Source organism: Paraglaciecola aquimarina, assembly GCF_032464635.1.
In the GTDB taxonomy this organism is placed as follows: domain Bacteria; phylum Pseudomonadota; class Gammaproteobacteria; order Enterobacterales; family Alteromonadaceae; genus Paraglaciecola; species Paraglaciecola aquimarina.
In genome coordinates this window covers 3,264,254-3,290,278 of the sequence record NZ_JAWDIO010000002.1, presented here as the reverse complement: position 1 = coordinate 3,290,278, position 26,025 = coordinate 3,264,254, and the positions used below count along the sequence as shown (strand labels likewise).

Annotated in this window: 28 protein-coding genes and 1 pseudogene; 16 read left to right on the top strand and 13 right to left on the bottom strand. The window is 40.6% G+C overall.

Annotation, left to right across the window (positions count from 1 at the left end; all coding sequences use genetic code 11):
• Window positions 1-590: 590 nt before the first annotated feature.
• Both RS130_RS16300 and RS130_RS16295 read left to right on the top strand, forming a co-directional pair.
• Window positions 591-1,759 (top strand): IS3 family transposase gene (locus RS130_RS16300; RefSeq protein WP_316026804.1). Its coding sequence is split into 2 segments (ribosomal slippage): window positions 591-834 and window positions 834-1,759, totalling 1,170 coding nucleotides; the frame shifts between segments, so codons are not numbered across the junction.
• 275 nt (window positions 1,760-2,034) lie between these two features.
• The gene (locus RS130_RS16295) at window positions 2,035-2,184 is read left to right on the top strand and encodes a hypothetical protein (RefSeq protein ID WP_316026803.1); all 150 of its coding nucleotides are present in this window, start codon (window positions 2,035-2,037) and stop codon (window positions 2,182-2,184) included.
• Between the two features lie 9 nt (window positions 2,185-2,193).
• Here RS130_RS16295 and RS130_RS16290 read toward each other — a convergent pair whose 3' ends face one another.
• Window positions 2,194-2,721, bottom strand: coding sequence for an NADPH-dependent FMN reductase (locus RS130_RS16290; RefSeq protein ID WP_316026802.1), 528 nt, complete (start codon window positions 2,719-2,721; stop codon window positions 2,194-2,196).
• Window positions 2,722-2,853: 132 nt separating this feature from the next.
• Here RS130_RS16290 and RS130_RS16285 point away from each other — a divergent pair, with 132 nt between their 5' ends.
• Window positions 2,854-3,768 (top strand): LysR family transcriptional regulator, encoded by a 915-nt coding sequence (locus tag RS130_RS16285; RefSeq protein ID WP_316026801.1) that lies wholly within the window; start codon window positions 2,854-2,856, stop codon window positions 3,766-3,768.
• A gap of 62 nt (window positions 3,769-3,830) precedes the next feature.
• Window positions 3,831-4,391, top strand: coding sequence for a hypothetical protein (locus RS130_RS16280; RefSeq protein ID WP_316026800.1), 561 nt, complete (start codon window positions 3,831-3,833; stop codon window positions 4,389-4,391).
• Window positions 4,392-4,421: 30 nt separating this feature from the next.
• Here the strand turns inward: RS130_RS16280 and RS130_RS16275 are convergent, their stop codons facing one another.
• Both RS130_RS16275 and RS130_RS16270 read right to left on the bottom strand, forming a co-directional pair.
• Window positions 4,422-4,649: a DTW domain-containing protein gene (locus RS130_RS16275; RefSeq protein WP_346433338.1), complete on the bottom strand. Its 228-nt coding sequence runs from the start codon at window positions 4,647-4,649 to the stop codon at window positions 4,422-4,424.
• Window positions 4,628-4,996, bottom strand: coding sequence for a DTW domain-containing protein (locus tag RS130_RS16270; RefSeq protein WP_316026798.1), 369 nt, complete (start codon window positions 4,994-4,996; stop codon window positions 4,628-4,630). The genes RS130_RS16275 and RS130_RS16270 overlap by 22 nt, the downstream gene beginning before the upstream one ends.
• A gap of 177 nt (window positions 4,997-5,173) precedes the next feature.
• Here RS130_RS16270 and RS130_RS16265 point away from each other — a divergent pair, with 177 nt between their 5' ends.
• The 7 genes from RS130_RS16265 to RS130_RS16235 all read left to right on the top strand — a co-directional run bounded on the left by RS130_RS16265 (window position 5,174) and on the right by RS130_RS16235 (window position 10,117).
• Window positions 5,174-5,740: a GNAT family N-acetyltransferase gene (locus RS130_RS16265; protein ID WP_316026797.1), complete on the top strand. Its 567-nt coding sequence runs from the start codon at window positions 5,174-5,176 to the stop codon at window positions 5,738-5,740.
• A 172-nt stretch (window positions 5,741-5,912) separates the two neighbouring features.
• Window positions 5,913-6,308, top strand: a complete 396-nt coding sequence (locus RS130_RS16260) for a DUF2750 domain-containing protein (protein WP_316026796.1) — start codon at window positions 5,913-5,915, stop codon at window positions 6,306-6,308.
• Complete coding sequence (locus RS130_RS16255; protein WP_316026795.1) at window positions 6,308-6,841, top strand: DUF6942 family protein; 534 nt, start codon at window positions 6,308-6,310, stop codon at window positions 6,839-6,841. The genes RS130_RS16260 and RS130_RS16255 overlap by 1 nt, the downstream gene beginning before the upstream one ends.
• A 3-nt stretch (window positions 6,842-6,844) precedes the next feature.
• A complete protein-coding gene (locus RS130_RS16250) occupies window positions 6,845-8,527 on the top strand; it encodes an aminotransferase class V-fold PLP-dependent enzyme (protein ID WP_316026794.1) in 1,683 nt (560 codons plus the stop codon).
• A gap of 69 nt (window positions 8,528-8,596) precedes the next feature.
• Window positions 8,597-9,088 (top strand): thioredoxin fold domain-containing protein, encoded by a 492-nt coding sequence (locus tag RS130_RS16245; protein WP_316026793.1) that lies wholly within the window; start codon window positions 8,597-8,599, stop codon window positions 9,086-9,088.
• A 65-nt stretch (window positions 9,089-9,153) separates the two neighbouring features.
• Window positions 9,154-9,894, top strand: a complete 741-nt coding sequence (locus tag RS130_RS16240; RefSeq protein ID WP_316026792.1) for a phosphorylase family protein — start codon at window positions 9,154-9,156, stop codon at window positions 9,892-9,894.
• A complete protein-coding gene (locus RS130_RS16235) occupies window positions 9,881-10,117 on the top strand; it encodes a nucleoside phosphorylase-I family protein (RefSeq protein ID WP_316026791.1) in 237 nt (78 codons plus the stop codon). Before RS130_RS16240 ends, RS130_RS16235 begins: the two co-directional genes overlap by 14 nt.
• A gap of 26 nt (window positions 10,118-10,143) precedes the next feature.
• Here RS130_RS16235 and RS130_RS16230 read toward each other — a convergent pair whose 3' ends face one another.
• From RS130_RS16230 to RS130_RS16220, 3 genes are all read right to left on the bottom strand, one after another.
• Window positions 10,144-11,430, bottom strand: a complete 1,287-nt coding sequence (locus RS130_RS16230; RefSeq protein ID WP_316026790.1) for a glycosyltransferase family 4 protein — start codon at window positions 11,428-11,430, stop codon at window positions 10,144-10,146.
• Window positions 11,431-11,447: 17 nt separating this feature from the next.
• The gene (locus tag RS130_RS16225) at window positions 11,448-11,585 is read right to left on the bottom strand and encodes a GGDEF domain-containing protein (protein ID WP_316026789.1); all 138 of its coding nucleotides are present in this window, start codon (window positions 11,583-11,585) and stop codon (window positions 11,448-11,450) included.
• A 190-nt stretch (window positions 11,586-11,775) separates the two neighbouring features.
• Window positions 11,776-12,576 (bottom strand): GGDEF domain-containing protein, encoded by an 801-nt coding sequence (locus RS130_RS16220; protein WP_316026788.1) that lies wholly within the window; start codon window positions 12,574-12,576, stop codon window positions 11,776-11,778.
• A 352-nt stretch (window positions 12,577-12,928) separates the two neighbouring features.
• Between RS130_RS16220 and RS130_RS16215 the strand changes: the two genes are divergently transcribed.
• From RS130_RS16215 to RS130_RS16205, 3 genes are all read left to right on the top strand, one after another.
• Window positions 12,929-14,032, top strand: coding sequence for a hypothetical protein (locus RS130_RS16215; protein WP_316026787.1), 1,104 nt, complete (start codon window positions 12,929-12,931; stop codon window positions 14,030-14,032).
• On the top strand, window positions 13,986-14,837 hold the full coding sequence (locus RS130_RS16210; RefSeq protein WP_316026786.1) for an alpha/beta hydrolase family protein: 852 nt from the start codon (window positions 13,986-13,988) through the stop codon (window positions 14,835-14,837). Before RS130_RS16215 ends, RS130_RS16210 begins: the two co-directional genes overlap by 47 nt.
• Window positions 14,838-15,100: 263 nt before the next feature.
• On the top strand, window positions 15,101-15,583 hold the full coding sequence (locus RS130_RS16205) for a prepilin-type N-terminal cleavage/methylation domain-containing protein (RefSeq protein WP_316026785.1): 483 nt from the start codon (window positions 15,101-15,103) through the stop codon (window positions 15,581-15,583).
• Between the two features lie 114 nt (window positions 15,584-15,697).
• On the opposite strand, the gene RS130_RS16200 is transcribed toward RS130_RS16205, so the two are convergent.
• The 3 genes and pseudogenes from RS130_RS16200 to RS130_RS16190 form a co-directional block, all read right to left on the bottom strand.
• Window positions 15,698-16,126 (bottom strand): DUF1801 domain-containing protein, encoded by a 429-nt coding sequence (locus RS130_RS16200; protein ID WP_316026784.1) that lies wholly within the window; start codon window positions 16,124-16,126, stop codon window positions 15,698-15,700.
• Window positions 16,127-16,148: 22 nt separating this feature from the next.
• Window positions 16,149-16,688 carry a manganese efflux pump MntP gene (locus tag RS130_RS16195; protein WP_316026783.1) on the bottom strand — a complete coding sequence of 180 codons (540 nt, stop codon included), beginning with the start codon at window positions 16,686-16,688 and terminating at the stop codon, window positions 16,149-16,151.
• A 36-nt stretch (window positions 16,689-16,724) separates the two neighbouring features.
• A pseudogene (locus tag RS130_RS16190) lies at window positions 16,725-19,039 on the bottom strand (peptidase U32 family protein).
• A gap of 159 nt (window positions 19,040-19,198) precedes the next feature.
• Between RS130_RS16190 and RS130_RS16185 the strand changes: the two are divergent.
• Complete coding sequence (locus RS130_RS16185; protein WP_316026782.1) at window positions 19,199-19,897, top strand: glutathione S-transferase; 699 nt, start codon at window positions 19,199-19,201, stop codon at window positions 19,895-19,897.
• 94 nt (window positions 19,898-19,991) lie between these two features.
• Here the strand turns inward: RS130_RS16185 and RS130_RS16180 are convergent, their stop codons facing one another.
• Together RS130_RS16180 and RS130_RS16175 are read right to left on the bottom strand one after the other, a co-directional pair.
• On the bottom strand, window positions 19,992-20,969 hold the full coding sequence (locus RS130_RS16180; RefSeq protein WP_316026781.1) for a methylenetetrahydrofolate reductase: 978 nt from the start codon (window positions 20,967-20,969) through the stop codon (window positions 19,992-19,994).
• A 375-nt stretch (window positions 20,970-21,344) separates the two neighbouring features.
• A complete protein-coding gene (locus RS130_RS16175) occupies window positions 21,345-22,529 on the bottom strand; it encodes a glycosyltransferase family 4 protein (RefSeq protein ID WP_316026780.1) in 1,185 nt (394 codons plus the stop codon).
• A gap of 400 nt (window positions 22,530-22,929) precedes the next feature.
• Here RS130_RS16175 and RS130_RS16170 point away from each other — a divergent pair, with 400 nt between their 5' ends.
• Window positions 22,930-24,030 carry a M14 family metallopeptidase gene (locus RS130_RS16170; RefSeq protein ID WP_316026779.1) on the top strand — a complete coding sequence of 367 codons (1,101 nt, stop codon included), beginning with the start codon at window positions 22,930-22,932 and terminating at the stop codon, window positions 24,028-24,030.
• Between the two features lie 214 nt (window positions 24,031-24,244).
• Here the strand turns inward: RS130_RS16170 and RS130_RS16165 are convergent, their stop codons facing one another.
• Both RS130_RS16165 and cysZ read right to left on the bottom strand, forming a co-directional pair.
• On the bottom strand, window positions 24,245-24,784 hold the full coding sequence (locus RS130_RS16165) for a redoxin domain-containing protein (RefSeq protein ID WP_316026778.1): 540 nt from the start codon (window positions 24,782-24,784) through the stop codon (window positions 24,245-24,247).
• Between the two features lie 349 nt (window positions 24,785-25,133).
• Window positions 25,134-25,856 (bottom strand): sulfate transporter CysZ, encoded by a 723-nt coding sequence (cysZ, locus tag RS130_RS16160; RefSeq protein WP_316026777.1) that lies wholly within the window; start codon window positions 25,854-25,856, stop codon window positions 25,134-25,136.
• Window positions 25,857-26,025: the final 169 nt, after the last annotated feature.

Here is a 26,025-nt window from a genome sequence, read left to right as displayed (position 1 = left end):
CCATGACGTTTTTCAAGCCTCATCCCTGAGGCCTGACTGACTTTTCTTCAACAGCTAAGAAAAGTAAGCAAAAGAAGCCGGCCTCCAACAAAGCTCTTATTCTATTTTTTATAAACTCAAAAGGCCGTGCTGATTTGTTCCCGACAAAACACCACTCAATTGGCTATCCATGCCAATTGTCCTATTGAGTTTGTAACAAAAAATAGCGAGCTTTGAGTCGCGACAAAATCAAAAGCATTCACTTCGTTCATAAAGCATGGCTTCGCCATTAAGTACAGTAGATAGAAGCTAGCAAATAGAACAAAGTAAACATAAAAATGTAGCACTTACGTTTATCCGTAAGGTAGTAAATTATCCCCCTTTGTCGCCTTTCCTCTAAGTCATTCCGGTAGTCTTTAAAGCCGGAATCCATTTCTTTTATTGTGAGTCATCCACTTAAAATCATTGTTCTTACATCTCTAAATATTAATGTGTTTATCTACAGTGTGTGGTTTTAACTCGTTTATATACAAGACCATGGATAATTATGAAGTGGTCTAATTGATTCGGACAGTCCAGTTAAGAGATAATTCTCAAAACTGGAGTATGTAGTGACTACTAGAAAGAAATATTCAAAAGAATTTAAGTTAGATGCGATCAGCCTGGTGTTAGATCAACAGTACACCCGAGCTGAAGCAGGAAGAAGCTTGGAAGTTAACCCCAACCTGATAACGCGCTGGATAAAAGAGTACGAACAAGACAATGATGGACAAGCGTTTCGCGGCAATGGCAAGCTAACACCAGAGCAAGACGAGATCCGAAAACTAAAAGCCAAGGTTCGTCAGCTTGAAATGGAAAAAAACATTTTAAAGGAAGCGACGGTCTTTTTCGCCAAGGAAACCAAGTAAAGTACAGGTTTATTGCCCAAAAGAAGAAGACCTATCCTGTTGGCACTATGTGCCGATTATTAGGGGTGAAACGAAGTGGTTATTACCGCTACGCAAAACAAATTATCGAGCAAACGGATCCAACTCACGACGATATGATTGATTGGGTTAAACGGATAGCGAAAGCGGCTGAGAATGTTTACGGCAGTCGCAGAATGAAGCATGCATTGAACTGCTTGGGTTATCCAGTGAGTCGACAAAAGACGCGAAAACTAATGCGTGAAGCGGGTGTGTGGGTGAAATATCGTAAGAAGTATAAGGTCATCAGGGATAGTAATCACAACAAACCGTTGTTCGAAAACATACTCAATCGTGAATTTGATGTGAGTCAGCCAGACGAAGCTTATGCGGCAGATATTACCTACGTATGGACCCGTGAAGGCTGGTTATATTTGGCGGTTGTGATTGACTTGTATTCACGTAAAGTCGTTGGCTGGAGCATGAGTTCACGAATGAAAGCTAAGCTGGTTGTGGATGCGTTGAGAATGGCAATTTGGCAGCGCAAACCAAAAAGTGGATTAATTGTTCATACCGACCGTGGCTCGCAATATGCCAGTCATGAATACCGGAAATTACTGAATGCACATGGCCTAATTGGCAGTATGAGTAAAAAAGGTGATTGCTGGGATAATGCCGTTGTTGAAAGCTTCTTCGGTAGCTTGAAGAATGAACGGGTACATTGGCGAAACTACCAGACTCGATATGAAGCCCAACAGGACATCTTGAATTACATCTCGATGTTCTACAACAGCTATCGACTGCATTCGTATCTTGGATATCAAAGCCCAAATCAATACGAGCAAGAAATGGTAAAACTAAAAAAAGCTGCTTAACTGGGGTGTCTTAAAAAGGTTGACCACATCATTAATACTTTAGAATTCCCATCAAACTTTCATCCTGCGGACGCGTTTTTCGAAAGAACAATCAGTAAAAGTGGTCAGGATAAAGCTGATTATTCAAAAGTTAAACCTGACATGAAATGGGATGGAGGGCAGCCTGACCACCATGTTGATAAACACTTCCTCGAAATAACGAAACTTTTAGACCCATCTATTTCAGTACAGGGTTACATTAGAAAATCAGTTGATAATCAACTTGGTTCAAGACCATGAGTGAAATTATTGAGTTTTCTTTGTTGGATGCAAATTTAATCTGTATAACAGAGCAAATAACACCACCTAGCACCAAAGCTGAGTTACATCAACTGATTGGACAGGATAAAACAGAAGCAGGAAGTGTACTTTTCAGTAAAGCGTAATAATCTGCCCTATTCTGCCTTTAGGCTTTTCATCACTTTTTGTAATTCTTGTTTAATTGCTAGATCAGTCAGTTCACCGTTTTCCATATCAAAATTATCATAAAAGTTTGCAATAGACAGGCTAGCTTTAACTTCGCCTGCAAAGTGTGGAGTGGAAGCGACTGCGGCGGCTAACACATTTTTTGCCCCGCCAGGCTCTGGTGATGCGGCTAATAGCACCATTGGTTTATTTTGATATAGGCTCCTTTCAAAACGTGATATCCAATCAAATACATTCTTAAATGCGGCTGTATATGAGCCATTATGTTCAGCGAATGAAATGGCTAACGCATCTGCATTGCCAATTTTTTCAAACAGATCTTTGGCTAATTGAGGGATCCCTGATTCATTTTCCCTATCAGAGCTATAAATAGGCATTTCATAGTCGTTAAGATCGAGTACCTCTACGTCCACATCAATTAATTGCGCGGCATAGGTGACAAGTGCTTTGTTAATGGACTGACTGCTGTTAGTGGCTGCAAAAGCTAAAAGTTTCATAGTACGACTCCTTAATAAGTTGCCTCATTGTAAGTCATGTAATTATTTTAATTAACGAGGTAAATGAATAATGATTGTTTCCATATGGCGTGTAATGTAACTTTGTAGCATCACTTGTCACTCGGTAAATATATGAGCGTTATTAGCACTGTTAATTCGAATTTATTCGATGGTATGGCCATTTTTGTGGCACTTATTAATCATGGTAGTTTTACTAAAACTGCGTTGGCTAGCGGGCATTCCACTTCGTATATCAGTAAAGAAATAAATAAATTAGAAGAAAGGGTAGGTGTACGTTTGTTGAATCGTACAACCCGGAAACTGAGCCTAACACCCGCAGGAAAACACTATTTCCAACAATGCTTACAAATAGTAGAAAATGCTCAATTGGCTCATGCCACGTTATTAGGTCAACAACAAGAGCCAGCGGGTACCCTTAAAATTAGCTGTCCTGTGAGTTTTGGTTTATCTAGGTTGCAACCATTATTGGCTGACTTTATGGGCGCCTACCCAAAAGTTAAGATCGAATTGGAATTAAACGATAGAAAGGTTGACCTAGTTGCACAAGGATATGATTTAGCCATCAGAGCGTCCCATAAACTAGAAAGTTCCAGTCTTATTAGCCGACGTTTGATGAGTTCAGAAGCCTTGGTGATTGCCTCACCTGCTTATATTGCTGAATATGGCATGCCTACCAAGCCACTTGAGTTAATTGAGCATAAAACCATTAGTTATGCCAACGTTAAACAACCTAATTTATGGCAGTTTATAGATAGCAGTGGGCAAACTTCAGTGGTAAATGTTGAGAGCCATGTGCTAACTAATAATTCAGAGATGAAGTTGGCTTTGTGTTTGGCAGGTAAAGGTATTACTCGTTTACCACGCTTTAACTTGCATGGTGAAATTGAAAGCGGTAGATTGGTTGAGTTGTTTCCTACTTATCAAAAGTCACAAATTGATGTCTTTTTGGTGTACCCAAGTAAACGCCATATGTCGTCAAAAGTGAGAGCTTTCATTGATTTTGTTGTTACTCACATAAGTGATTAACTAAAATTATACAAGTGGCCTATATTTGCTAAAAAATTAGCCATTTTTATTGGGAGAAGGTTATGAAATATTCACATTTAATTGGGGCGACAGCCCTAATATTTATGACGGGATCTACTGGCGCTAGTACCGATTCAACCTCTTTGTACTTGAACCGAGATTTAGGGTTTAACGTTGAGGGCTACAATTATCAGCAAAAAGAATTTCCGTGCGATGTAGATAAAGTTTTAGTGAAAGACATCGTAGCACGAGGTACAAAACAAAACTTAACAATAGAAACCGTGGCTACTGGCGATTCGATTCCACAGTCAACGGCACCGATACTCGCAATTGAAATTGATCACCTCAATTTGGGCAAAAAGGGATTTAACTTTGGTAACACTAAGGCTAAGAATGCATTGCCTAGTATGAAAGTAACGGTTGGTTTAATTAGAAATGAAGAACAAGGAGGTACACTGTTAGCTGAGCACAGTTGTGCTATTTTAACCCTTAATCAGGTATCACCTGCCAATTCTAGTATTTTGGATATGGGAACTTATGGGTTATCTGTCTGTGACGTGACCCACAAATGTTTAACGGATTTAAGTCATGACATAGTCGACTGGGTGACCACCCAGTTGTAGTCACACCATTTTGGGTAGATTCGTCTTATGTTACTTAAGATGGGGTTTACCCACTATGTATGCCTCCCGAAATATAGCAAAATATGTTGCCAGCGCTTCAGCGGCGGTGTGGTCTTCAGCTAGTTTTAATATTTCAATTGCCACTTCGGCGGTACAAAGTTGATGCTCTTGAGCTGCTTCTCTAAGTCTATAATTTGAACTGCTTTGAGGTTGTATTCCCAGTACAGGTATGCCCGCTAAACTAGGACTTTTGAACATTTTCTTAGCTTCTCGCCACGTACCATCAAGCATGATAAACAAGGGCTTTTCCCTTGTTGAACTGCCGGTATCTGCAGTGGGCTATCGATACATTGTTCTGCTAACGCGTACTCATGAGGGAACACGACAATTGGCGCGTAGTCGGGGTGTTTTAATAACGCGAGCAATTCAGGATCAGGCGTCACTCTATGCCAAACAAAAGCGTGATTATCTGGGATTACATCGGCAATCACTCGACCCGTATTGCTAGGTTTATAATACTCGTCCTTGTACATCAATAAACAGAATGCGCAGTCACTTTGAATGATTGGGCGTTGGGAGCAAATACACTCTGATTTTGGGATCAAACAAATCTCACAGCGTTTAACCTTGTATCCTCTAGCCTTAAACTGTCGTGTTGAGAGAAGTAGTTGTTTTGTTCTAAGTCTTAATACAGAATTATAAGTTGTCAAAGTGGTTACCGCAGATAAGGATACAAACTTGTATCGGTGCCATTCTAATCCTTTGTTGTTTCTGAGTAAAACATGAAAATTTCAGTTTCTGCCGATATTACTATCCGTTTATTGCTGCCTAGTGATGATAGTCAGCTATTTTCCTTGTTAGAGGCTAATCGTAGCGACTTAAAACAGTGGTTACCGTGGTTAGACTTGGTGACTAATTTGTCACAAACCCAAACGTTTATAGAAACGGCAATCTATCAACATTGTCATTCTGAAGCGTCTAACTTTGCGATTTTTTATCAACATGAATTAGTAGGGTTAGCGGGGTTTAATACCTTTGATTTTCAGAATAAATTTGCGTCATTAGGTTACTGGTTAGCAAAAAATCATAGGGGAAGGGGGATTATTAGCCAAGTGGTAGTCAAGTTACTAGACTATGGTTTTAGCGACCTAGCACTGCATAAAATTGAGATAAAATGTGCGCAGGGCAACACGAAAAGTGAAGCGATTGCGAAGCGTTTAGGCTTTGTTTACGAAGGTAGATTTAGGCAGTGTGAATGGTTGTACGATCACTATGTTGATCATCTAGTTTATTCAATTCTATTTGAAGAGTATTGCACACGTCGAACCTCTTTACAGCAGATGGTATAGCGTAGTCATTTTGACACTGACGGCCTAAGAAATGCTGTTTGTGATGAGGTTTGAGGCGCAATGATCGATTGGTATATGATTAAAGCAAAAAGCATGTGCTTTATTGTGGCGTAGGTAATAAAATGCGCTTTTAAAACGGAAACGATTAATTTTAGACCTTTAGGGATCGAGTATGAGTTATGTATCAGCAAAAGATTTTTTAGATTTAAGTAAAATGTTGCCTGAACAAAGGTTTGAATACGCCATATCTAACATGTTGAAAGCCCAATACTTGTGGGGATTGTATGGTAAGGACGGCTGGGTAATGTTAAAGGCAGATGAAGATACTTGTATGCCTATTTGGCCACATAAAGAGTTTGCCGAAGCGTGGGTAAAAGAAGATTATCCAGATTGCGAACCTAAACAAATTGAGTTTGTTGAATGGCTAGACGTCTGGCTACCGGGTATGACAAAAAATAATACTTTGGTGTTGGTTTTCCCATTGGGCGACGACGAAGAAGGGATTATTTTATCAGGCGCGGAAATGCTTGAATGTATTGAAGATGATTTGAAGGCGCTTGAAGACTAGTGTCTAAATTGTATGGATTGGGCGAGGTCGATGCCCAGTTCAAGGTGTACATTGCTAATCAACCCAATTTTCAGCAGTTTAGTAATCTAACGACAGTGCAAGCTTTAGGTCGAGGTGAAATTCACGCTATTGGCCAAGCTTGCGGTAACGGGTGGCGTAAAGTATTTAATGTTTATAGTAAGTTACTATTTGCACTATGTGACACACAGTTAACCCATGTTAGTCAATGTCAATCATGGCAAATGTATCGTGACCAAGTTTTGTTGCAAGTAGGTTCCAATACCGCGTTATTGTTCTCTGACCCTATTTTAGACGCCTCTCCAACTACCAAAACAAAGCAAGATATTCATGTTGTAATGGGGAAAACCTATGCTAATTCACTGCAGTTAGCGTCATCTTTACATTGGCTAGACAAGGAATTTGCTATCGATCAACAAAACAAATTAGTGGTTTGTCCTTATTTTGATTATCGACAATTATCTAATATAAAAATCATGCGCTTAGTGGAGTTAATTAAGTGCTTAAAGGCATAAAATATGAGCGCTACTACTTTTAGACATTTGTTTCCCATCTTAGTCGACCGTCAGCCTGAACAATATATTTACTTTGACAGTGCCGCTACTAGTTTAAAACTAGCGTCGGTGATCCATACCACCCAAGACTATTATCAGTCCAATACTAGTAATGTTCATCGTTCTAGCCATAAAGTGGCGCAACACGTTACCGAGCAATTCGAGCAAGCTCGTCGAGTCGTGCAGCAATTTATTAACGCTAAAAACCAACGCGAGGTTATTTGGACTCAAGGTGCTACCGATAGTTTAAATTTATTGGCACAGTGTTTGGGAAGGTCGTCACTGTTAGATGCTAGGGGGACTGAAATCCTAATAGCGGCGACTGAACATCACTCTAATATTGTCCCTTGGCAGGAATTAGCAAGACAATATAATTTAGTCATTAAGGTGATGCCCGTTGATGCCAATGGGGTGCTTAAATTACACGATGCTTTGCAACTTATTTCCAAACATACAGCAATAGTCGCCATAGGCCATGTGTCAAATGCCTTAGGTAATATCAATCCAGTTCAAGCGATTATTCAACGAGCCAAGGCGCATGGCGCGATTTCGGTCATTGATGGTACCCAAGCTGTTGCGCACATGCCCGTAGACGTAGTGGCGCTAGATTGTGATTTTTATGTATTCAGTGGACATAAAATATACGGCCCTACCGGTATAGGCGTGTTGTATGGCAAGCTGCCTTTGTTAGAGGCGCTACCGCCTTATAGATTGGGCGGTGAAATGGTTAAAACAGTCAGCTTTAAGCAAGCTGCAACGTTTCAACCTAGTCCACTAAAATTTGAAGCGGGTACGCCTAATATAGCGGGGGTTCTGGGCTTGGCTGAGGCAATAAAATTTATTGAATCCAATATGCATGAGATTATGGCGCTCGAACAAACACTTTATTTACAACTGCTGCAACTGCTAGAAAACATACCAGAAGTCACGCTTTGGGGGGATAAGGCCAATAGCATCAGTTTGCAGTCCTTTACAGTTAAGGGGGTTAATGTCTACGACTTAGCCCTGCTACTAGATAGCCACAATATTGCGTTAAGAGTCGGTCATCATTGTGCAATGCCTTTATTTAATGAATTGGCAATAGATGGTGTGCTCAGAGTATCTTTGTCTTGTTACAACAACGAGCAAGAGCTTGCTCTATTCGATATCGCTTTACGAGATTCAATTGCGACCTTAAGCCAACAAGTCGTCGAGCCTGATGTGCGTCACAAACCCAGTCATCTACATAACGTAGTCAATGAAGACGGCCCGTTGGGAGCTATCGCCTTATCCATTAAATCGGCAAAAGGCTGGGACAACTCCTTTCGGCAGTTAATGTTAGCAGGTAAGGGCTTAGCACGTTTAACTGAAGCAGATAAATTGCCCAGTACTGAAGTGTTAGGTTGTGAAAGCCAAGTGTGGATCAAATGCGAATGGCACAATCAGCAGCTCAATGTAAGCGGCGATTCGCCGAGTAAAATAGTAAGAGGCTTGTTAGCTGTGATTTTCGAAGTCCTTAATGGGCAAAATAGAGAGTTTGTTTTAGCCTTTGATATTTCAAAATACTTAGCGACCTTAGGTTTAGCCCGTCATCTAAGCGAATCCAGAGGCAATGGCCTTACAGCGGTGGTTGAGAAAATAATGCTGTTTTGCAAAGAAAGACGGTGACGGCCGGTCTCTATCGGTTCGTAGTCAATAGTGCGTTTTTAAGCGCAATTTTCATAAGAAGGTAAGATTATGCAAGCTAATAAAAATGATGTGGCGAATTCTAAACGCAAACTTTGGGTGAATGTCGCTAAAATTCTAGTATTGGCACTTATTGTGCTAGGCGTTAATCGTTTAGTACAAAGCTATTTGGGAAGTTCGGCGTATGACAATACCGGGTTAGGCGATTTAACCTTGTCTGAGGCGATTGACACTGCCAAGTCCTCAAACCGTTTAGTGTTAGCTGATATGTCTGCTATTTGGTGCCCTAGCTGCCGCAAGCTAGATAATCAGGTATTAAGTCAGCCTGACGTAAAAGATGTCATCAACCAATCTTATGTGTTTACACGAATAGAATATGACTCTGAAGAAGGCGAAGCCTTTATGCAACAGTTTGATGTTAGTGGTTTTCCAACTTTGCTGGTACTAAATGCTGAAGGAGACAAGTTGGTGCAACTGCCGCTTACTTTTGATCCAAACAAATTTAAAAGCTTGTTACAACAAGCTACGGAACGATTTAAATAGCCTTCATTTTAGGAGTTAACATTTATGATAAGAATGCTTTGCAGCTTTGCCTTTTCCTAAGCATTGTGGCTAATGCAGTCGCAGCAGAAAATAATCAGCAACTAAAAGTAAAAGTGTTTATTGCTGGGATGTTTGAAATCGGCGAAAACAAAGGTGATAAAGCCGGAGAATTTCAGCATTGGTATTTAAAATATTTTGATGGTGCGGTGCCGATCCAGGTAAAAGGAGCTGCTGGGCCGGTATTCTGTAACGATAAAGGCATATGTGGTTCGGTACTTGGCATGGGCAAAGTAGCCTCTTCGGCATCAATGCAAGCTATCCTTTTACACCCAGCATTTGACTTATCACAAAGCTATTTTATGTTAAGTGGAGTAGGGGGCACACCACCTTCGAAAGGCACTATTGCTGATGTTAGCTGGGGGACGTGGTTAGTTGATTATGACCTTGGACACCGTTGGAAACCCGATGAAGCAATAGCTGGTGAGCCAACTTTTATGCCTCGAAGTGGGTATGAAACTATAAGACGATATAAGCTTGATCAGAACTTGCTACAGTGGGCGCTAGCCTTAAGTCAGGCGGTTAAATTGAAAGATTCTCCTAGCGCGCAAGCATACAGAACCCGTTATCCTGATAAAAATGCTAGGCGAGCCCCCACTATTACCCAAGGTACTCATATGACCGGAGATACGTTTTTTCACGGTCCCGGGCTGTCTGCAGAGGCGCAATATATTACGGAGCTATATCATGCAGATGACTACGTAATAACAGAAATGGAGGCTGCGGCAATTACCTATGGTGATCGATAGGTTATATGGTACCAACAGAATATTGAGTTTAAGAGGGGCGGTAAATTTTGATCAAGGCCATCCAAATGAATCCACCTTAGACCATTTAGATCCCGCTCCTGGAGAAACTGCCGGTGGATTTGAGGAAACCGTTGAGAACATAGTATTAGTAGGTTCGACTGTGGTTGATCATATTGTTAATAATTGGTCAGTTTGGCAGCAAGGTACACCTGCACGCCCTTAACTTACAGCAATTAATTGCTACGTTAGTCAAGTATGTTTGTTTTTGGCTTCGATCCACTGAGACATGTACTGCGTGCTTTTTAAATGATGATGTTGCAGCATTTGGCCAATAAAGTTTTTGCTTCGATGTTGGGGTAAATTATGTTGTAACGTCGTTAACTGCTCTGCCAACCTTGGTTGAATTTTGCGTTTGTCGAAATTAGCCTGAATGAGTTGATAGCCTAGCATTTGCAACTCATGCCATATTGTAGCATTTGAATATAGATTAACGGCTAGGGTTGCAAACTCTTGGGCGAAGGAGTCAAGGTCTACACTTGTATCAAACTCGCTCACATAGCCCCCCCACAGTTGTCCCATCGTCATTCCCTCAGCACCAACTGTTGTTGTTACGTTTGGTGTACCGCACCACATAGCTTCAGCTAGTTTTCCTTTTAAACCCGCACCGAACCTTAAGGGTGCTAAACAAACTCTAGCCTGTTGCATCACCTGTTTGGCATCTACAGCCCAGCCCTTAACTAAAAATCCTTGTTTAACATTGTGCAGTTGAGTTGCTTTAGGTGGTGGGTAGGCACCGTAAATATGCAATTCAGCTTTAGGTAATTGTTTGCGAATAAGTGGCCATATAGTTTGTTTTAGGCATAGCACAGCGTCCCAATTGGGCTCGTGTCTAAAGTTCCCTATACTAATGAAGTGCTGCCTTTGAGCAAAACCATTTGACGAAGGGCTATGTTGCTCGAGATCTAGCATGAACGGACAATGGCATAAAATATGCGCAGGCACGGCAAAGTGTTGCTGTAGTAAGGCCATTTCGTACTCAGAAATGACTAAGGTTAGATCACATCTAAATATCGCTGCTATCTCTCGTTTGGCTAAATCTTGATTGAGATCGTCTGCACTTATGCTACGTTTTTGTTTACTGGCTAACTGGCGAGCATGACGCAATGAATGCAGATCTTCGGTATCTAGTATCTTGATGGCATTAGGGCAGTGCTTGCTGACTCGCCAGCCAAACTGTTCTTCTAACATAAAACGATCGAACAGAACCAAATCCGGCGAAAGTTGTGTGACAAAGGTATCAAAACTGCCACAATTTAACTTGACTGATATTTCGGTCACACCTAGTTTTTGCAAGTCAAACTTGTGTTCGCCTTGTTGCGCTGGACTCGCATAGGTAATGTCATAACCTAGCCCTAAGAAAAATTGGATTAGGCTCATCATGTGGCCGCCAGCGGCTGAAGAATTAGGTTCTGGCCATACGTAACCTAATATGAGTAAGGTCTTGCTGGTGGTCGAAGCTGATAATTTAGAGGTCATGTTCTAGAAATCGCTATCTATGGTTGTTGGGCTATTTTCACACAATTTCGCCCCGCCTTTTTGGCGGCGTATAACGCCAAGTCTGCCTGTTTCATGACTTGAGAAAAGTCTGTTGCAGTCTTAGTGCGCTGAGCGATACCGAAGCTTGTGGTCACTTTGACAACACGCTCTCTACTGGGCTTTTTAGATGAACCCTTTGTGGGCTTAGGTGGTCTGGGCTTCGCTCTTAATGCAATGTCATAGTTGGCAATTGTTTGCCTGACCAGCTCGACGTAAGGTACCACCTCTTGGGTATTTTTTCGGGGAAATATGATTACAAATTCTTCGCCGCCAAAGCGAAATGCTTTACCTCCCCGTCACCTTATAAAGTTTACTTGCGACAAGTTTCAATACTTCATCACCTACATCGTGACCATAGGTGTCATTAAATTTTTTGAAGTGATCGATGTCAGACATCACCACAGTGTATTTTCGGCCTAAAGTTTGTACGTATTGCATTAACGCTCGACGAGACGGAATGGTGGTTAACTCGTCTTTGAAGGCCATCGTAAAACTGTCTTTAATTACTGCGTAACAATACAACGCAGTTAAGCATAGTAGGATGAGTTGCATCCATACTGCGTCATTGGTTAGTTGCAAAGGCACAATGAGTAAAAGGGTAATAAACAGAGCATTATGATTGTTGTCACACTTATACATAAACCGGCCAAAACCGATTAATGCCAATAGGCAAAAAAACAGATATTCAAATACCGAAATTTGACTACCTATTTGCGGGATCAAGCTCGCTAAGGGTTGCTGCAAGGGCGCTAATAAGGGGACGGCACGGTCAACTAACTGCGTCGAAATTAGCCAAGATATAAGCGCAATGACTAACCATGTTATCGCGCTAAACAGAATATTAATCCGTGAAAACCCGCGATCTCTGCCAAGCATTAACCAGCTAATTGCTAGTAACAAAAAGTACTGTCTAACCTCGAAATACAATGGATAAGCTGATAAATACTGGTTAATTGCTGGTAAAAACAACGCGAGTAAAATGCAACAATAGACTAATCTGCTACGGCCAAACTGTAACGCTATCCCAGCTGCAATCAATAAGGTTACGTAATTTAACCAAGGCAAGGCTGTAAGCCACTTGGTCATTTCCTAATGGTAATAATCAGCACTTAAGCCTAATACTAAAAATAAGCAGAGAGGGGGAATAAACAGCCATGCTAATTGGCTGCACTTAGATAATATTGAAGACATTAAGAATTTTAAAACGTACCGATATGAGGGCCAGTAGTTTATTGTAAGGTAAAAATGCTTAGCATGAAATGTGATTTACCTTATTGATTTAATGCACAAAAATAACACTCAATAATTGAGTGTTTTTTATCCAGCTGGCTATTTCAATTAATGTTCACCAGTATTTTATTGGCGTTTTGTAAATTTATTGTGTAATTTTGTATTCGCTGCTACAAATAGATTTATGGAGCACCGCAAAGGAATACATATGCGCATTTTATTAATTTCCCTATATTGTTCGATTTTGTCGTTCTCGTCACTATCTGCAGATGTTCCCCTTGAAGCTTATGGTAAGTTACCAGAAAAAAGTTTGTTGGTGATTTCTCCCAGTGGTAACAGTATTGCTTACCGAGATACTTCTAACAGTCGTGACTTAGTGGTGATAACCGACATACTAAAAGGCAAGTTACTTGCCGCTGTCAATGTCGCTTCAGTAAAGCCAAACAATATGTATTTCGTTGATGACAATACATTAATTTTTGTCGCCTCAGAGACCCGTACAATACGAGGCTACAGTGGGAAGCATGAGATCAGTGCGGCATTTGCCTATAAAGTAGACACTAAAAAAATGCATCAGTTGTTGATCCAAGGAAAAGGTATTTACAAAGGCCAATCTCAACTTGGTAGGATTTTAGGAATATCACCGGACAAAAAGTTTGCATATATGCCAGCCTATGCTGACGAAACTAACTATAACCTGTATAGGGTCCGACTAGATAAGAAATTTCGTCCAAAGGCAATCGACAGAGGTAAATCTGACGTTATCGATTTCTTCCTAGATGGCGAAGGCAATGTTATTGCCCGCGAGCGATTTAGTAATAAATTTAATCGTCACACCATAGAGTCCAAACTAAGCGGTAATTGGGAAGTGGTGTTTAGAGAAGAGACCGAGTATCCCACTAAGTCATTTAGTGGAATTACCCCCGATAAAAAACAGTTAGTGATGCTGGCCACTAATGAGCAGACCGGAAGATGGGCATATTATACTCTCTCTTTGGTTGATGGAGCGGTCAAAGGTCCAGTATTTAGTCATAAAAACAAGGACGTAGAGGTGGTACTGACTGATATCCAACGGGTGGTACACGGGGTCAGATATTCAGGGTTTACCCCTACTTATGAGTTTTTTGATAAAAAATTAAACGCCAGAATGCGCGGGATCAAAAAGGCAATGCCGAATAATTCCTTCACTATTACCGATTACAGTCCAGATTGGGGAAAAGATTATTTTCTATATGGACGGAGAAGAAAGTTCTGGCGACTATCTGATGTATGCAAAAGGCTCGTTACAATTTCTGGCTGGACAGAGGCCTAGTATTCCCCGTACTAGTGTTAACCCTGTAAAAGTATACGAGTTTAACGCCAGAGATGGTATGAAAATTCCTACTTTACTCACTATTCCTGCAGGAAAAGAAGGCGCTAACCTACCGGCTATCTTAATGCCCCATGGAGGACCAGAGTCCTATGACAGAATGTCATTCAATTACATGGCGCAGTATTTTGCCAGCCAAGGCTATCTTGTTATTCAACCGCAGTTTAGAGGCTCGTCTGGATTTGGTCGAAACCATTTGCTAGCGGGCAGAGGCGAGTGGGGGCGTAAAATGCAAGATGACTTAACTGATGCAGTACTTAATTTGTCAGAGTCGGGAAAAATCAATAAAGACCGTGTGTGCATAGTGGGCAGTAGTTATGGAGGTTACGCGGCACTTGTAGGTGCGGTATTTACCCCAAATTTATATCAGTGTGTGGTTTCGGTCAATGGTGTATCAGACGTTGAAGAGATGTTACAAGAAGAGAAAGATACCTATGGTAGAAATCACTGGGTAGTCGCTTATTGGCAAGATGTGATAGCCGAAGGTAATGTTAAAGAAGATCACTTAGAAAAGATTTCGCCTATCAATTATGTGAAAAATATCAAGGCACCCGTGTTATTAATTCATGGTCAGTACGACAAAGTCGTACCAATAGAACAATCAGAAAATATGGCTGATGAAATGGAAGGTGAGGACAAGAACGTGACCTTTATTCAGTTGGAAAAAGGTGATCATCACTTAAGTAAAGCCAAGAATAGAATGAAAGCACTACAGGCAATCCATAAGTTTGTTAAGCAGCATATTTAAAAGTGGTGTAGACGGTGAATATATACTGCATTCTTTGCCAAGATATCTATTTCTCAGCGGTGATGATCATGGCTACAGAAGTGATTTACCAGTAAATACACAAATTGATTGTAGAGTGCGGCGCCAACCTTATACCAATGCCATTATATCCAATGATGTTGCCGTAAGGGGGATCAAGCAAAGTTATTGGCCCTACAATTGTGCTACGAACTGTTATAAAGTAATGGCATTGACAACTACAACTTTTGCCATTGAAAGCGAAAATGAATAAAACGCTAGAAAACCACACTCAATCGGGATTTACGCTTATTGAGCTCATTATTGTTATCGTTATTTTGGGTATATTGGCGGTGGTTGCTTTTCCCAAGTTTATTGATATTAGTGCTGATGCACGAATCGCAACCTTAGAATCTTTAGAGGGCTCGATGCGTGCAGCGTCTAAGCTAGTCAACGTTAAGGCAATTATTCAAAATAAGACTGATTGCGCTGCGGACCCCACCGTTGACGTTGGTAACGATTCAATAACTTTACGCTGTGGATACCCTTGTCCTCATCCAAACGGTATTGCTAAGGCAGTAGATACAGATGATAGCTTTACTTGGGTTGGTGGCAATTGTTCTGGGCAGTTAGGCGCGATTGACGTTCGCGTAACTAATGCTCCTGATCCGGCAAATTGTCAGATCCGTTATGCTTCGGCTCGGGCTACTCAAGCCCCAACCTATACCCTTAAAACAAGCGGTTGTTAATTAGCCGCAAACAGCGTAACCCAAGCATGACTGGGGCCTATCTTATGTGTTTAAATTGTTAGTAAAATTCAATTTGAAACGACACGCATTACCCAAGTTCAGGTAAGTTAAATGTTAGGCTCCTAGTAACGGTAGGTGTTTAATTGAGTGATAGCGTAAGGCCATGGAAATACAAGCAGTGAGTTGACTTGTTGGGAGGGTTTCGGTAGTAGAAATTAACAGTTGCCTATTGCCGACAAATTTGAACGAACTGTGGAATATTTCCTTAAAGGTTGCGACTAGTTTAGTTTGGCAATGAAAAAATACTGATATGTACTGAGGTGTTTGCTGATCCCAGCCTAATCTGATGGGGCTGCCTTTTTTAGCAGAATAGCTGGCTTGTCCCCATTTAAGGTTTTCGCTAATGTCACCCAGCTTGTGTTGTTCTGCCACTTCGAATATTAGACTTCTCACGGCGAATAGTGGTGCTTGAATATTTTGTGGGTATGCTTTGAATTTTAATGCAACATCTGGATTTATCACTACGTTTCTCGCTATAAACATTGGCTCGAGTCCTTGGCTAGGTTCAGAATAACAGCAATTTAAAACCAATCAGTATCAATACAGTCCCCCCCAATATGGCTGCTTTGTCTTTTAGCCAGCTACCACTTCTTGCGCCAACTATGACACCAATCCAACTAAATATTGCGGTTACTACCCCAATGATTATACAAGCTAAAAACGGGTTAATTTCAAGTAAGGTCAAAGAGAAGCCCGCGGCCATAGCATCAATGCTAGTGGCTATAGCCAGCAACAATAGCATTTTCTGGGTGATTGCTGAAAAGTCCTGCTCCTGCTCAGAACAATAAGACTCGTACAGCATTTTCGCGCCAATAAATACTAATATCACGAAAGCAATAATGGCGGCGTAATCATCCACCCAAACAGCTAAACTCTTTCCGCCCAGGTAGCCAATTAACGGCATTACACCTTGAAATAAACCAAAGTAAAGCGCAGCTAAAAAGGCTAACGTTCTCGTTTTACTAGGATGCTTCGCACCCAAGCCAATGGCCACAGCAAATGCATCCATACTCAGCGCTATGGCTAGAATAATTATGTCAATCACTAGGCATAACCCTTAATCATAGCATTCAACATAGTGTCATAAGCCATTGTGATATTGGTTGTTGGTTTGCTCTGGGACCATCACTTTTAAACGACTGTTAATTTCTGAGCTGAGGTGGATGTCGTTTACTACATTTCCACTGAGTAGTTGTTCAAACTGGGTGATGAGTTGTGCCTTGTCTGGCGTTTGTTTGTCGCCACTACCAATGTTAGTTGAATCAATCATAAACTCATCGAACATATCAGCTAGCTCACCAATGATTTCTGTATTTAAAAATTGGTCCTGATTGTAAATACTCGGATATCCGGCTTTTTGTTTGTCAATCGCAAATGAATCACCTTTTAAATTGGTAATACTAGTGGATTTGTCGCATGACAGCATACAACCATTGTCTATCCTAGGTTTTTCGCAGCCGACGCTTTGTTGGAAAAAGCATTGCCTGCTAGCCATCAATAAAATTGGGTGATAAATGCTGTATAACATTTTAAAGTTCTTTGGACGCTTGATGCTGTTGATCTGCAGTTTGTTGATTTCATTAGAAATAAAAGCGCCGCTGCAATTAAATTCCTGTTGCATGGCTAACAAGGAGTAGGAATTAGTGGTGTTTAGGAAAGGGCCTGCAATCCACTCTATACCAAGCTCGTATGCGCAATTTGCAATACCTGTATTATTGGTGACAATTCGTTTGGGTTTGACTTGTTGCAATATATTTTGCGCGACATCAAAGTCCTTACCAATTAATACAGAGCCAAACCAAGGAATAAGTCGAGGGTTTTGTTGCAAAAAATCAATGTACTTGGTGCAATCCCGCTTATACGCATCTGGCAACTTAAAATAGATGTCTGCGTCGGTAAGCTCAGTCAGTGGCAGATCGGCTTCATCGCAGATTAGTAAGGATAAATTCGCCACCGCATTGGTCTTTTTAGGTGCCGCTTTAGGATAATTTTCCAATGCAGGTAAGCGTACTTCTGGTATGACTTTTTGGCCTTGATTTAGCTGGCTTAACATTTCATTTCTGAGTAATGTGAGCGCCTTAAAAGAAAGGCTGACGTTGTCTGCCAACGGGGTTGTGTTAATCATACTTAATGTAAATGCCGCGTTATTTATGCTTTTAAAGCGTTTTTGTATTGCACCATGATCTAACGGACTTTTGGCATTGAATCTTAGTAGGTCGGTTGATTTAACGGTAAATGTGCTACTTGATTCTGGGGTCAGCAATGACAGCCTTTCTGTGCGGTTTACGGTTAAGACTAGAGGTTCACCCACCGCCCCTGAAAACGTTAAGTGAAGGGTAGGTTTATTGATAATAAGTTGCTTAACTTTGTCGGCGACTGATGCAGACATTTGTGCTTTTTCTACATTCAGTTTTTGCACAGTTGTCTGAATTTGCACCACTGAAATAGCATTACTGGCTTCAATCGCGTGCTGTTTGGAGTTATCCCGAGCACTTTCGGTAAACATCGATTGATTTAAATCGCCTCGTAAGAATGCATTCGAAAATCCGCGATTAAACACTTTATACAAACGTTCGCCATCCTCGGTGGATTGACCTGTTCTAAGCACACCGTCTATTTGTTTTCTAAAGCTATCAATCACGGTATAGACATAACTGGCGCTTTTAATTCTACCTTCCACTTTAAATGAATGTACGCCTGCGTCGATTAACTTGGGTAAATCAAAAAACGCGGAATTGTCTTTTATATTTAACGGAAAATTATTGCCAGAGGGTGTTGTTTCATATTCTTCTCGGCAGGCTTGGCTGCACCGCCCTCGATTACCCGAATTACCAACACTGGCCGAGGTTGAATAACATAGACCCGAAAACGCCACACACAGTGAACCATGAACAAATACTTCGGTTAATACCTGATGTTGACGGCCAACGGCGGTGATGGCAGTGATTTCCCTAAGGCTAAGTTCTCTGGACAAGTTAGCGCGCGAAGCCCCTAGTTTTTTTAGGAATGGGATTTGCCCTACGTTGTGTGTCGTTAACTGTGTCGACGCATGAATATCTAGCGTAGGAAAATATTTTTTCAAGATATAGAACATACCTATATCTTGCACTATTACACCATCTAAGCTGGTATTGACCAGCTTGCTAAGCAGCGCAGTTAAGGACGTAAACTCACGCTCTAATATAACAATATTTAAGGTTAGAAATATTTGGCATTGGTAAGCATGGGCTAAACGAATCACCCCTAATAGTTGTTCAAAGGAAATATTAGCCGCTCGGTTTCGTGCGTTAAACTGGTCTAAGCCACAGTATACCGCATCAGCACCCGCTATAATCGCCGCTTTTATTGCGTCAACATCACCACCTATGGTGCTAACAATTCTATTTTAGGATTCATTTTTTAGGTTTTGCCAATTGGGTTGAGCTGTAATCGTTTTAGATTAGGATGTAATAGAGCAGGGGATTTTACCCGTATAATTCGCGATTGAATACCGCTAAAATCAATCCCTCTTGGGGATAACCTCAATTTCTAATTTACTAAGGTCAGTAGGCTTTCATGACATTACCTATATTGTATTCTTTGCGAAACTGTCCATATGCAATGCGAGCGCGCATGGCCATTTACAAATCTAAACAAGTGGTCGAATTACGTGAGTTGGTATTAAAGAATAAACCTCTTGCTATGCTCGAAACGTCACCTAAAGGTACAGTACCGATTTTAGTATTGCGTTATGGTTTGGATACTAAGGTTGTGGATGAAAGCCTAGATATTATGTTGTGGGCCCTAGGTGAAAACGATCCAAGTCAATTGTTACGTACCACGCCATCAGTTAATGAGTATCATTCTATAACAAGCAAAGGCGCTCAAACTTGTGATGACATGATGAAGCTAATTAACCGGTTCGACCAAGAATTTAAGGGCTGTTTAGAAGCATACAAGTGCGCTAAACGTTATCACGAAACTAATTTACAAGCTTGTCGAGAAGCTTGTGAAGTTTATGTACAAGATTTGGAGCAACGACTAAGTCAACATGATTATTTAATCGATGAGCGAGAAAGTATGGCCGATATTGCGCTACTACCCTTTATTCGGCAGTTCGCAAAAGTACAACGCCAATGGTATTTGCAGGCTCAGTATCCTCATTTGAAACGGTGGCTCAATCAATATCTGCAAAGTGCGATGTTCAACAAGGTTATGGCTAAATACCCATTATGGTGCGAAGGACAGGGCGCTACTTTATTTAACTTTGGTTAGTCTGCCCACTTGGTTATTTAGCCAAAAAATATTAAATCATTGAATGATGCTGATATTTTTTAGCTTAAACGATACTTCTTATCCAGCACTCAGGCTAAGTAGACAAATTCTTTAACTCTTGTTTGGCTAAGTAAAAGTCCATTTTTGAACGCAATAATTTATACAGTAATATTGAACCGTCTATTTCTTCTTTTCGGTTTGTTAAGCTTTCTATATTCAAACCTAGAGGTAAGTCATAGGGAATAACTGCGTCCAAAATTTGCTGCAACCCGTTGCTACAAATCCGAATTGATTCATACAAAGGTTGCTCGGCGTTTAATATACGTAAGCTTGTGGCTTCTGGCACACTTACGCCTAACCAGTCTATAAATTCTAAGGTTTTTTCACTGCCGCAAGGTGAGAAGGTTAAAATGATCCGCTGTGGCTTTAAATTTTGTTTTTGGCATTCAATAGCATACCGTGTCAATAAATCTATGGTGGCTTGTGGGTCATAAATGGCTTGCGAAATAAAGAAGTTGCAACCCTGTTTGTGCTTTTCAATTAACCTTTCGTGCTCATTGCCTTTGCTGGCATGGCGCTCAGCAATGGTAACGCCACCAATAAAAAAGTTATGGGGACTTTCTACTAGCGTTTGGTATGCCTGACTCAAAGGGAGGGTTGCTTTGATGTCTTTCGACGGGCTACCGACCAATACGACATCTTTAACATTGTATTTTTGCCAAGCTTCTTCGGCCCAATCATTAAACGCCATTTTGTCTGATTGAATAACGCTCTTGTAAGTGATGACAGGACGCTTTGACTTTTCGTTTAGCAAAGATGAATACCATCTTGGATCATGGGTAGACTTGAACGGGAAAGGACGTGGTTTACTGATACGTGAGCCTTCATCTTGAATGTCATAGACAATGAGTCCATCAAAATCAATATCACTGACGCGCTCTAATAATTTGTTAGCAATAGTCTCAACTTTATCTGCAGGCGTATCACTTTTGGGTGGAGTAGTACCAATAAAGTAAACCCCACGGTGACTATCGTTATACCGTGTTCGTAATTCTGATTCTTGAGCCTGCATTAAATTTTACCTTAAACTATTTATTTGGACGTTTAGCCGTCTAAACAGTTTCTACTAACTAATAAGCCAAGTCAAACTCTGCGTTTACATTGAAAAAGTTTTAGTTATAACTTCTTTCTATTCTTGGCAGATCGAACTGCATATTCTTAAAAACTGTACGGAGTTGGAAGGGTGTAGAAGTGAACTATTAAATAGGTAACTTGAATTCTGGATAAGACGTATCGTTTAAGCTAAACACTATCAACATAATTCAATATTTTTTGTATGGCAAGGCGGGAGTTGTACGTCATAACGTGTTATCGCTTAACAATCCAACGCCGCTCGACTCAAAAAGAGCGTTATCGAGAGATTCGGCTTATCCAGAACTCAGGTCAGTTAGTACTGCAACAGCTTTAAGTAAGCGGCGAGCACCGTGTTATTGGTATAGTTTTTCTCTATGGTGGTAGCAAAGTTCTTCACAAATGTGTTCGTATCGTACTTGTCTAGGAAGAAGTTATTAAGCGTTTGGGACCATTGCTGGACAGTATTTTCGAGCAGCAATATACCGTTGTAATCGGACTGAATAATTTCTTTCACGCCGCCTGTCGAGTGAGCAATCACGGGGATGTTTAACACGCCCGCTTCTAGTAGCACCACACCGAAAGGTTCATCTCTAGAAGGCAATAAAAATGCTTGGGCTTTGCTTAATAGCGCCATTGCCTGGCGGTGCTTTAAGTCGGTATGAAAAATAACTCTATCTGTTATTTCTAGTTCTAGGGTGAGCGCCTTAAGTGTCTGTAAGTACTCAGTTTTTCGCCCTACCAGCAATAGTTGGAGATCTTTGTGTTGGTTGTTTTTACACAACAAATGAAATGCTCTAATGATGAGATCTTGACCTTTCTTGTTTTCAAAAGTGGCGATGTTAATTAAATAGGGCGGACTGGCAAGATTATCTCGACTAACATTATGTGTGCTGACCTTGGTTGTAGCGGCTACAGCGTGAGTGTCAATGCCGTTGGGTATGACAGCTAATTTCGCTGAATATGCACTGTTTATTTTTACTAAGCGTTGTTTAACAAATAATGAGCTGACGACTAAATTGTCTACTTGGTGTGCAAAGCGTTGGATTTTATTAGCATGCACTGCGTGGTGAAATTGGGTGATATCGGCACCGTGAAAACTAAAAATTGACTTAACCCGACTTAACTTACAAATGGTAATCAGGCCTAGACTATTTGCTGTGGGAAAGTGTACGTTAATCGCCTGAATGTTATATTTTTTAATCGCCCAAAACCATTTCAGATACATCAGCGGTAGGTGTAGTAATAGGCACTTAATTTTGTTGCTAAAAGAATCACAACAGCTTAAATCTGTCGTCGGAATTCTCAGAACTTTATATCCTTTAGCATAATCATCAGCAGTGTGTTTTTGCCAATTATTGATATGTAGAATAACGTTATAAGGTGAGTCGTTTAACATTAATTGGCCAATTAAGCCTTTAACAACGGTGTTAACGCCCCCTTTGTTGTATAGCTCCCAAGGGAGTGCCAAGACTATGGTCGGTTTATTCCTATCTATCATTGAATTTACGAAGCCTTACTACACCAATAGACTAATGGTGATATTCCTTGTGATAGAGGTACTTTGCATTATTTAATTGTGCTTGCCTATCACAAATTTTTACTTAATTGCTTAAATAAAAAATGCTTAACTGGCTTGCTCTGTTTAAAATGACATGGCCCCAAACTACGCTTACTGACTATTTTGTAATGTATTGTTACAGCTAAAGTATGGATTTTACGGTAGCCAATCCTTCACTTATACTTTTTACGTCAATACACTGTGAGGATTATTTCCCACCCATCTATGCACTATTGGTCGCTAAATTTAGCAAGCAATGACGGTGATGGATTAACTCGTCATGGGATTAACAAAGATACGATTACGTTACATCAATCTTAAAGAGGCGTACTGCACAAATATGAATGTTAAGAATAAAGTGTTGAATAGTGCAATGTTTGTTGCGCTGTGGTTATTTTCTAATACTGTGGTTGCACGTACCATTGAGGTCGCTGGTACTTCAGTCGTTAATGGTAGCCGAGTCGATATTAATATTTCTGTTGGCGGCACAAAAGCCCAACCCGAAACATTTATTCCAGTTACCGTTATCAACGGCAGTCATGACGGTCCAGTATTAGCCACAATTGCCGGTGTACACGGTTATGAATACACCAGTATTTTAGCTACCGAAAAATGGTTAGCCAACATCAACCCCAAAGATCTAAGTGGCAGTATCATAGCTGTGCGGGTTGCCCATATTCCCGCTTTTGAAGAAAAAAGTATCTATGTCAACCCAACTGATAGGAAAAACCTAAACCGAAGTTTTCCAGGTAGAGTAGATGGTAGCCAAACCGATAAAATTGCTTGGCGTCTATCGACTCAAGTTATCGCAAAAGCCGATTTTGTTATTGATTTGCATAGTGGTGATGGAGCTGAATGGTTAGACGCTTTTGTAGGGGTTTATGGTGGTCCGTTATCTAGCAATTACTCGTTAGCCATTAGGGTAGCCAAAGGCTTTCAATTGCCAAATATTGTCACCTATAAAATGAACACCCAAAAACAAATAGATAAGCGGCGTTCGCTTAACAGGCAAGCCGTAGCCAGTGGTTTGCCAACGATTTTAGTTGAAATAGGCGAAAACGGATCAAAAAAGCCCGAGCATATACAAAGCATAGTCGAAGGATTAGACGCCGCTATTCAGATCCTTGGTATTCGTTCTAAAGTGCTAGCATCACAAGGTAATATCAATACACCACACAATCCCCGTACCTTAGGGAACACTCGTTATTTTGCAGATACCTTTGCAGTTACCGTTAATCATTCTGGATTGTGGTTCCCTAAGTTGCTAACAGGGCAGTTTGTTAATAAAGGGGATACATTGGGGACAATCAAAAGCTACTTTGGTAAATCGGTTGAAACGGTGCTCGCGCCGAACGACGGCTTTGCGCTTTATGGTTTGTCTGGGCCATCGGTTAAAAAAGGCCAGAGCATTATGACGATAGCAAAGCCCGTAAACAACTAACATGACGAGTCAAAGCATGTCGGCAAACGAATTGCAAAGTAAACACTAAATGGATGAGGAAACGATATGCAGTGGGCAGCGAACAACATTAGCGTTTGATAGGTCTATTCTGACACCCTATAAGAAATGCCAACTAGATAGTTGGCATTTTTGTCTTATGATACCAATCTGCGATGGTCAATACTTGTTGGTATAAGAAGCGAGTAACTCGACCTTATGCACTTTTGTATGTGCCGCGAATAGGGTAGTCATTTCCTTGAATAAACGTAATGCCATTTAAGAGTTTTGACAGATCTGGTCTAGAAAACGGTGCGTTACTTTTATCAACAATATGTAACTTATTATCGGGGTTGATCACTAGAATGCATGGCTCTGCAAAAGGGTGATCAGTTTCTTTAGGGCTTCTGGGGCTAGATACATATAAACCTAGCTGGGTCATTTGCACTTCTGATAGTTCAGCTAATACTTCAAAGTGAAGATCGTCTACCTTGTCTTGCAAGAAGGTATTTAGTTGTTCAACCGAATCAGCAGATACCGCCACAATGTCGATATTGGCGTTCTTGTATTCCTCATGTAGCTGGTTTAACTCGTTTAGGTATTCTGCGCATTTAGGGCAATGTACGCCTCGATAAACTACTACCATTTGCCAATCCCCTTCTGCTGGTGCTACTCGAGTCAGAGGCGTATCTATATTGTCCTTCGATTTAACAAAAAATTCAGGAAAGCTATTTCCGGGTTCGATCATGGTTCGCATTATATTTCCTTGTACAGTTAATAGTGCTCTAGGTGAAGCATAATGTATTCCAATAAAAAGTCCTTTAAAAACAAGGGTATGCCAATCTCGTTTGATAGTGATGCGTAATAACTACATGGTTTTTGCAGAATATTCATAAAGGTAACTGCAAGCTGATATTTGTGTGGGGGCGCAACTACCAAATAAAATTAACAAACCTGACCTCGCTAATTTTCGGTCTTCGCCTTTTGGATCAAGCAGTATTATGCGCTAGCATTTTTTACTGGGCAGTGCTTACGCCCAGCCCCCTTTAAACGTCCAATCGCTCTTGCTTTGACTGTTAACAATAGCAGAGCATAATGCCGTTGTTTTATACCTGTTCCTTTAATTCCTTGACCCATAGCGCTGTCGCACCACAGACTGCTACTGGCATAACTAAAAAATTCACTATTGGAATTAGCGAAAATATACTCACTGTAATACCAAAACTAAAGGATTGAGATTTATTGTTTTTCAAGACGTCTTTCATTCGTCCAAAAGGAACTTTGTGATTATCGAATGGGTAATCACAATATTGAATTGCCATCATCCAAGCACTAAAAAGAAACCACAATACTTGCCCGACTAAAGGCAATATAAAAAATAAAATTAAGAAGCCGACCGCTCGTGGTAGGTAATAACTTAATTTAGCCAGTTCTCGACCAAAAGTGCGTGGAATATCTCTGACGATATCCATCAGACCTGAGTCACCTAAGCTTTGGCCCGTTAGATGCAGTTCTACTTTTTCAGCCAATAAACCATTGAACGGTGCAGCAATCCAATTGGCTAAGGTGCCAAATATCAAGCCAAAAATGAGTAAAATACTCAGCACTGCAATTGGCCAAATAATATAAGCTAAGCCTGTTTTAAGCCAAGACAACCAATCCCAGTCTGGGATCAAGTCCACCATCCACGTAATGCTGCTTTCTATTTGACCAAATAAGAAATAGAAAGCCACAGAGAATAGGATTAAATTTATGGCTAAAGGAATGAATACAAATCGTTTAAGTCCCTTAGTACTAATTAAGGTAAAGCCCTGAAGAAAATAGTTCACTATGCACCTGCAACGCATTAACTGTTTGAAAATACGTCATTTAAGAGAAAATAATGGCATAATTATACTTAAGCTTGTGGATAGATCAAAACGTCAATTGTTACACTTGATGACTTTTGGTACATTCTTTTAGTGAATCTACTATGGAATTAAAAAACGCTTGCAAATA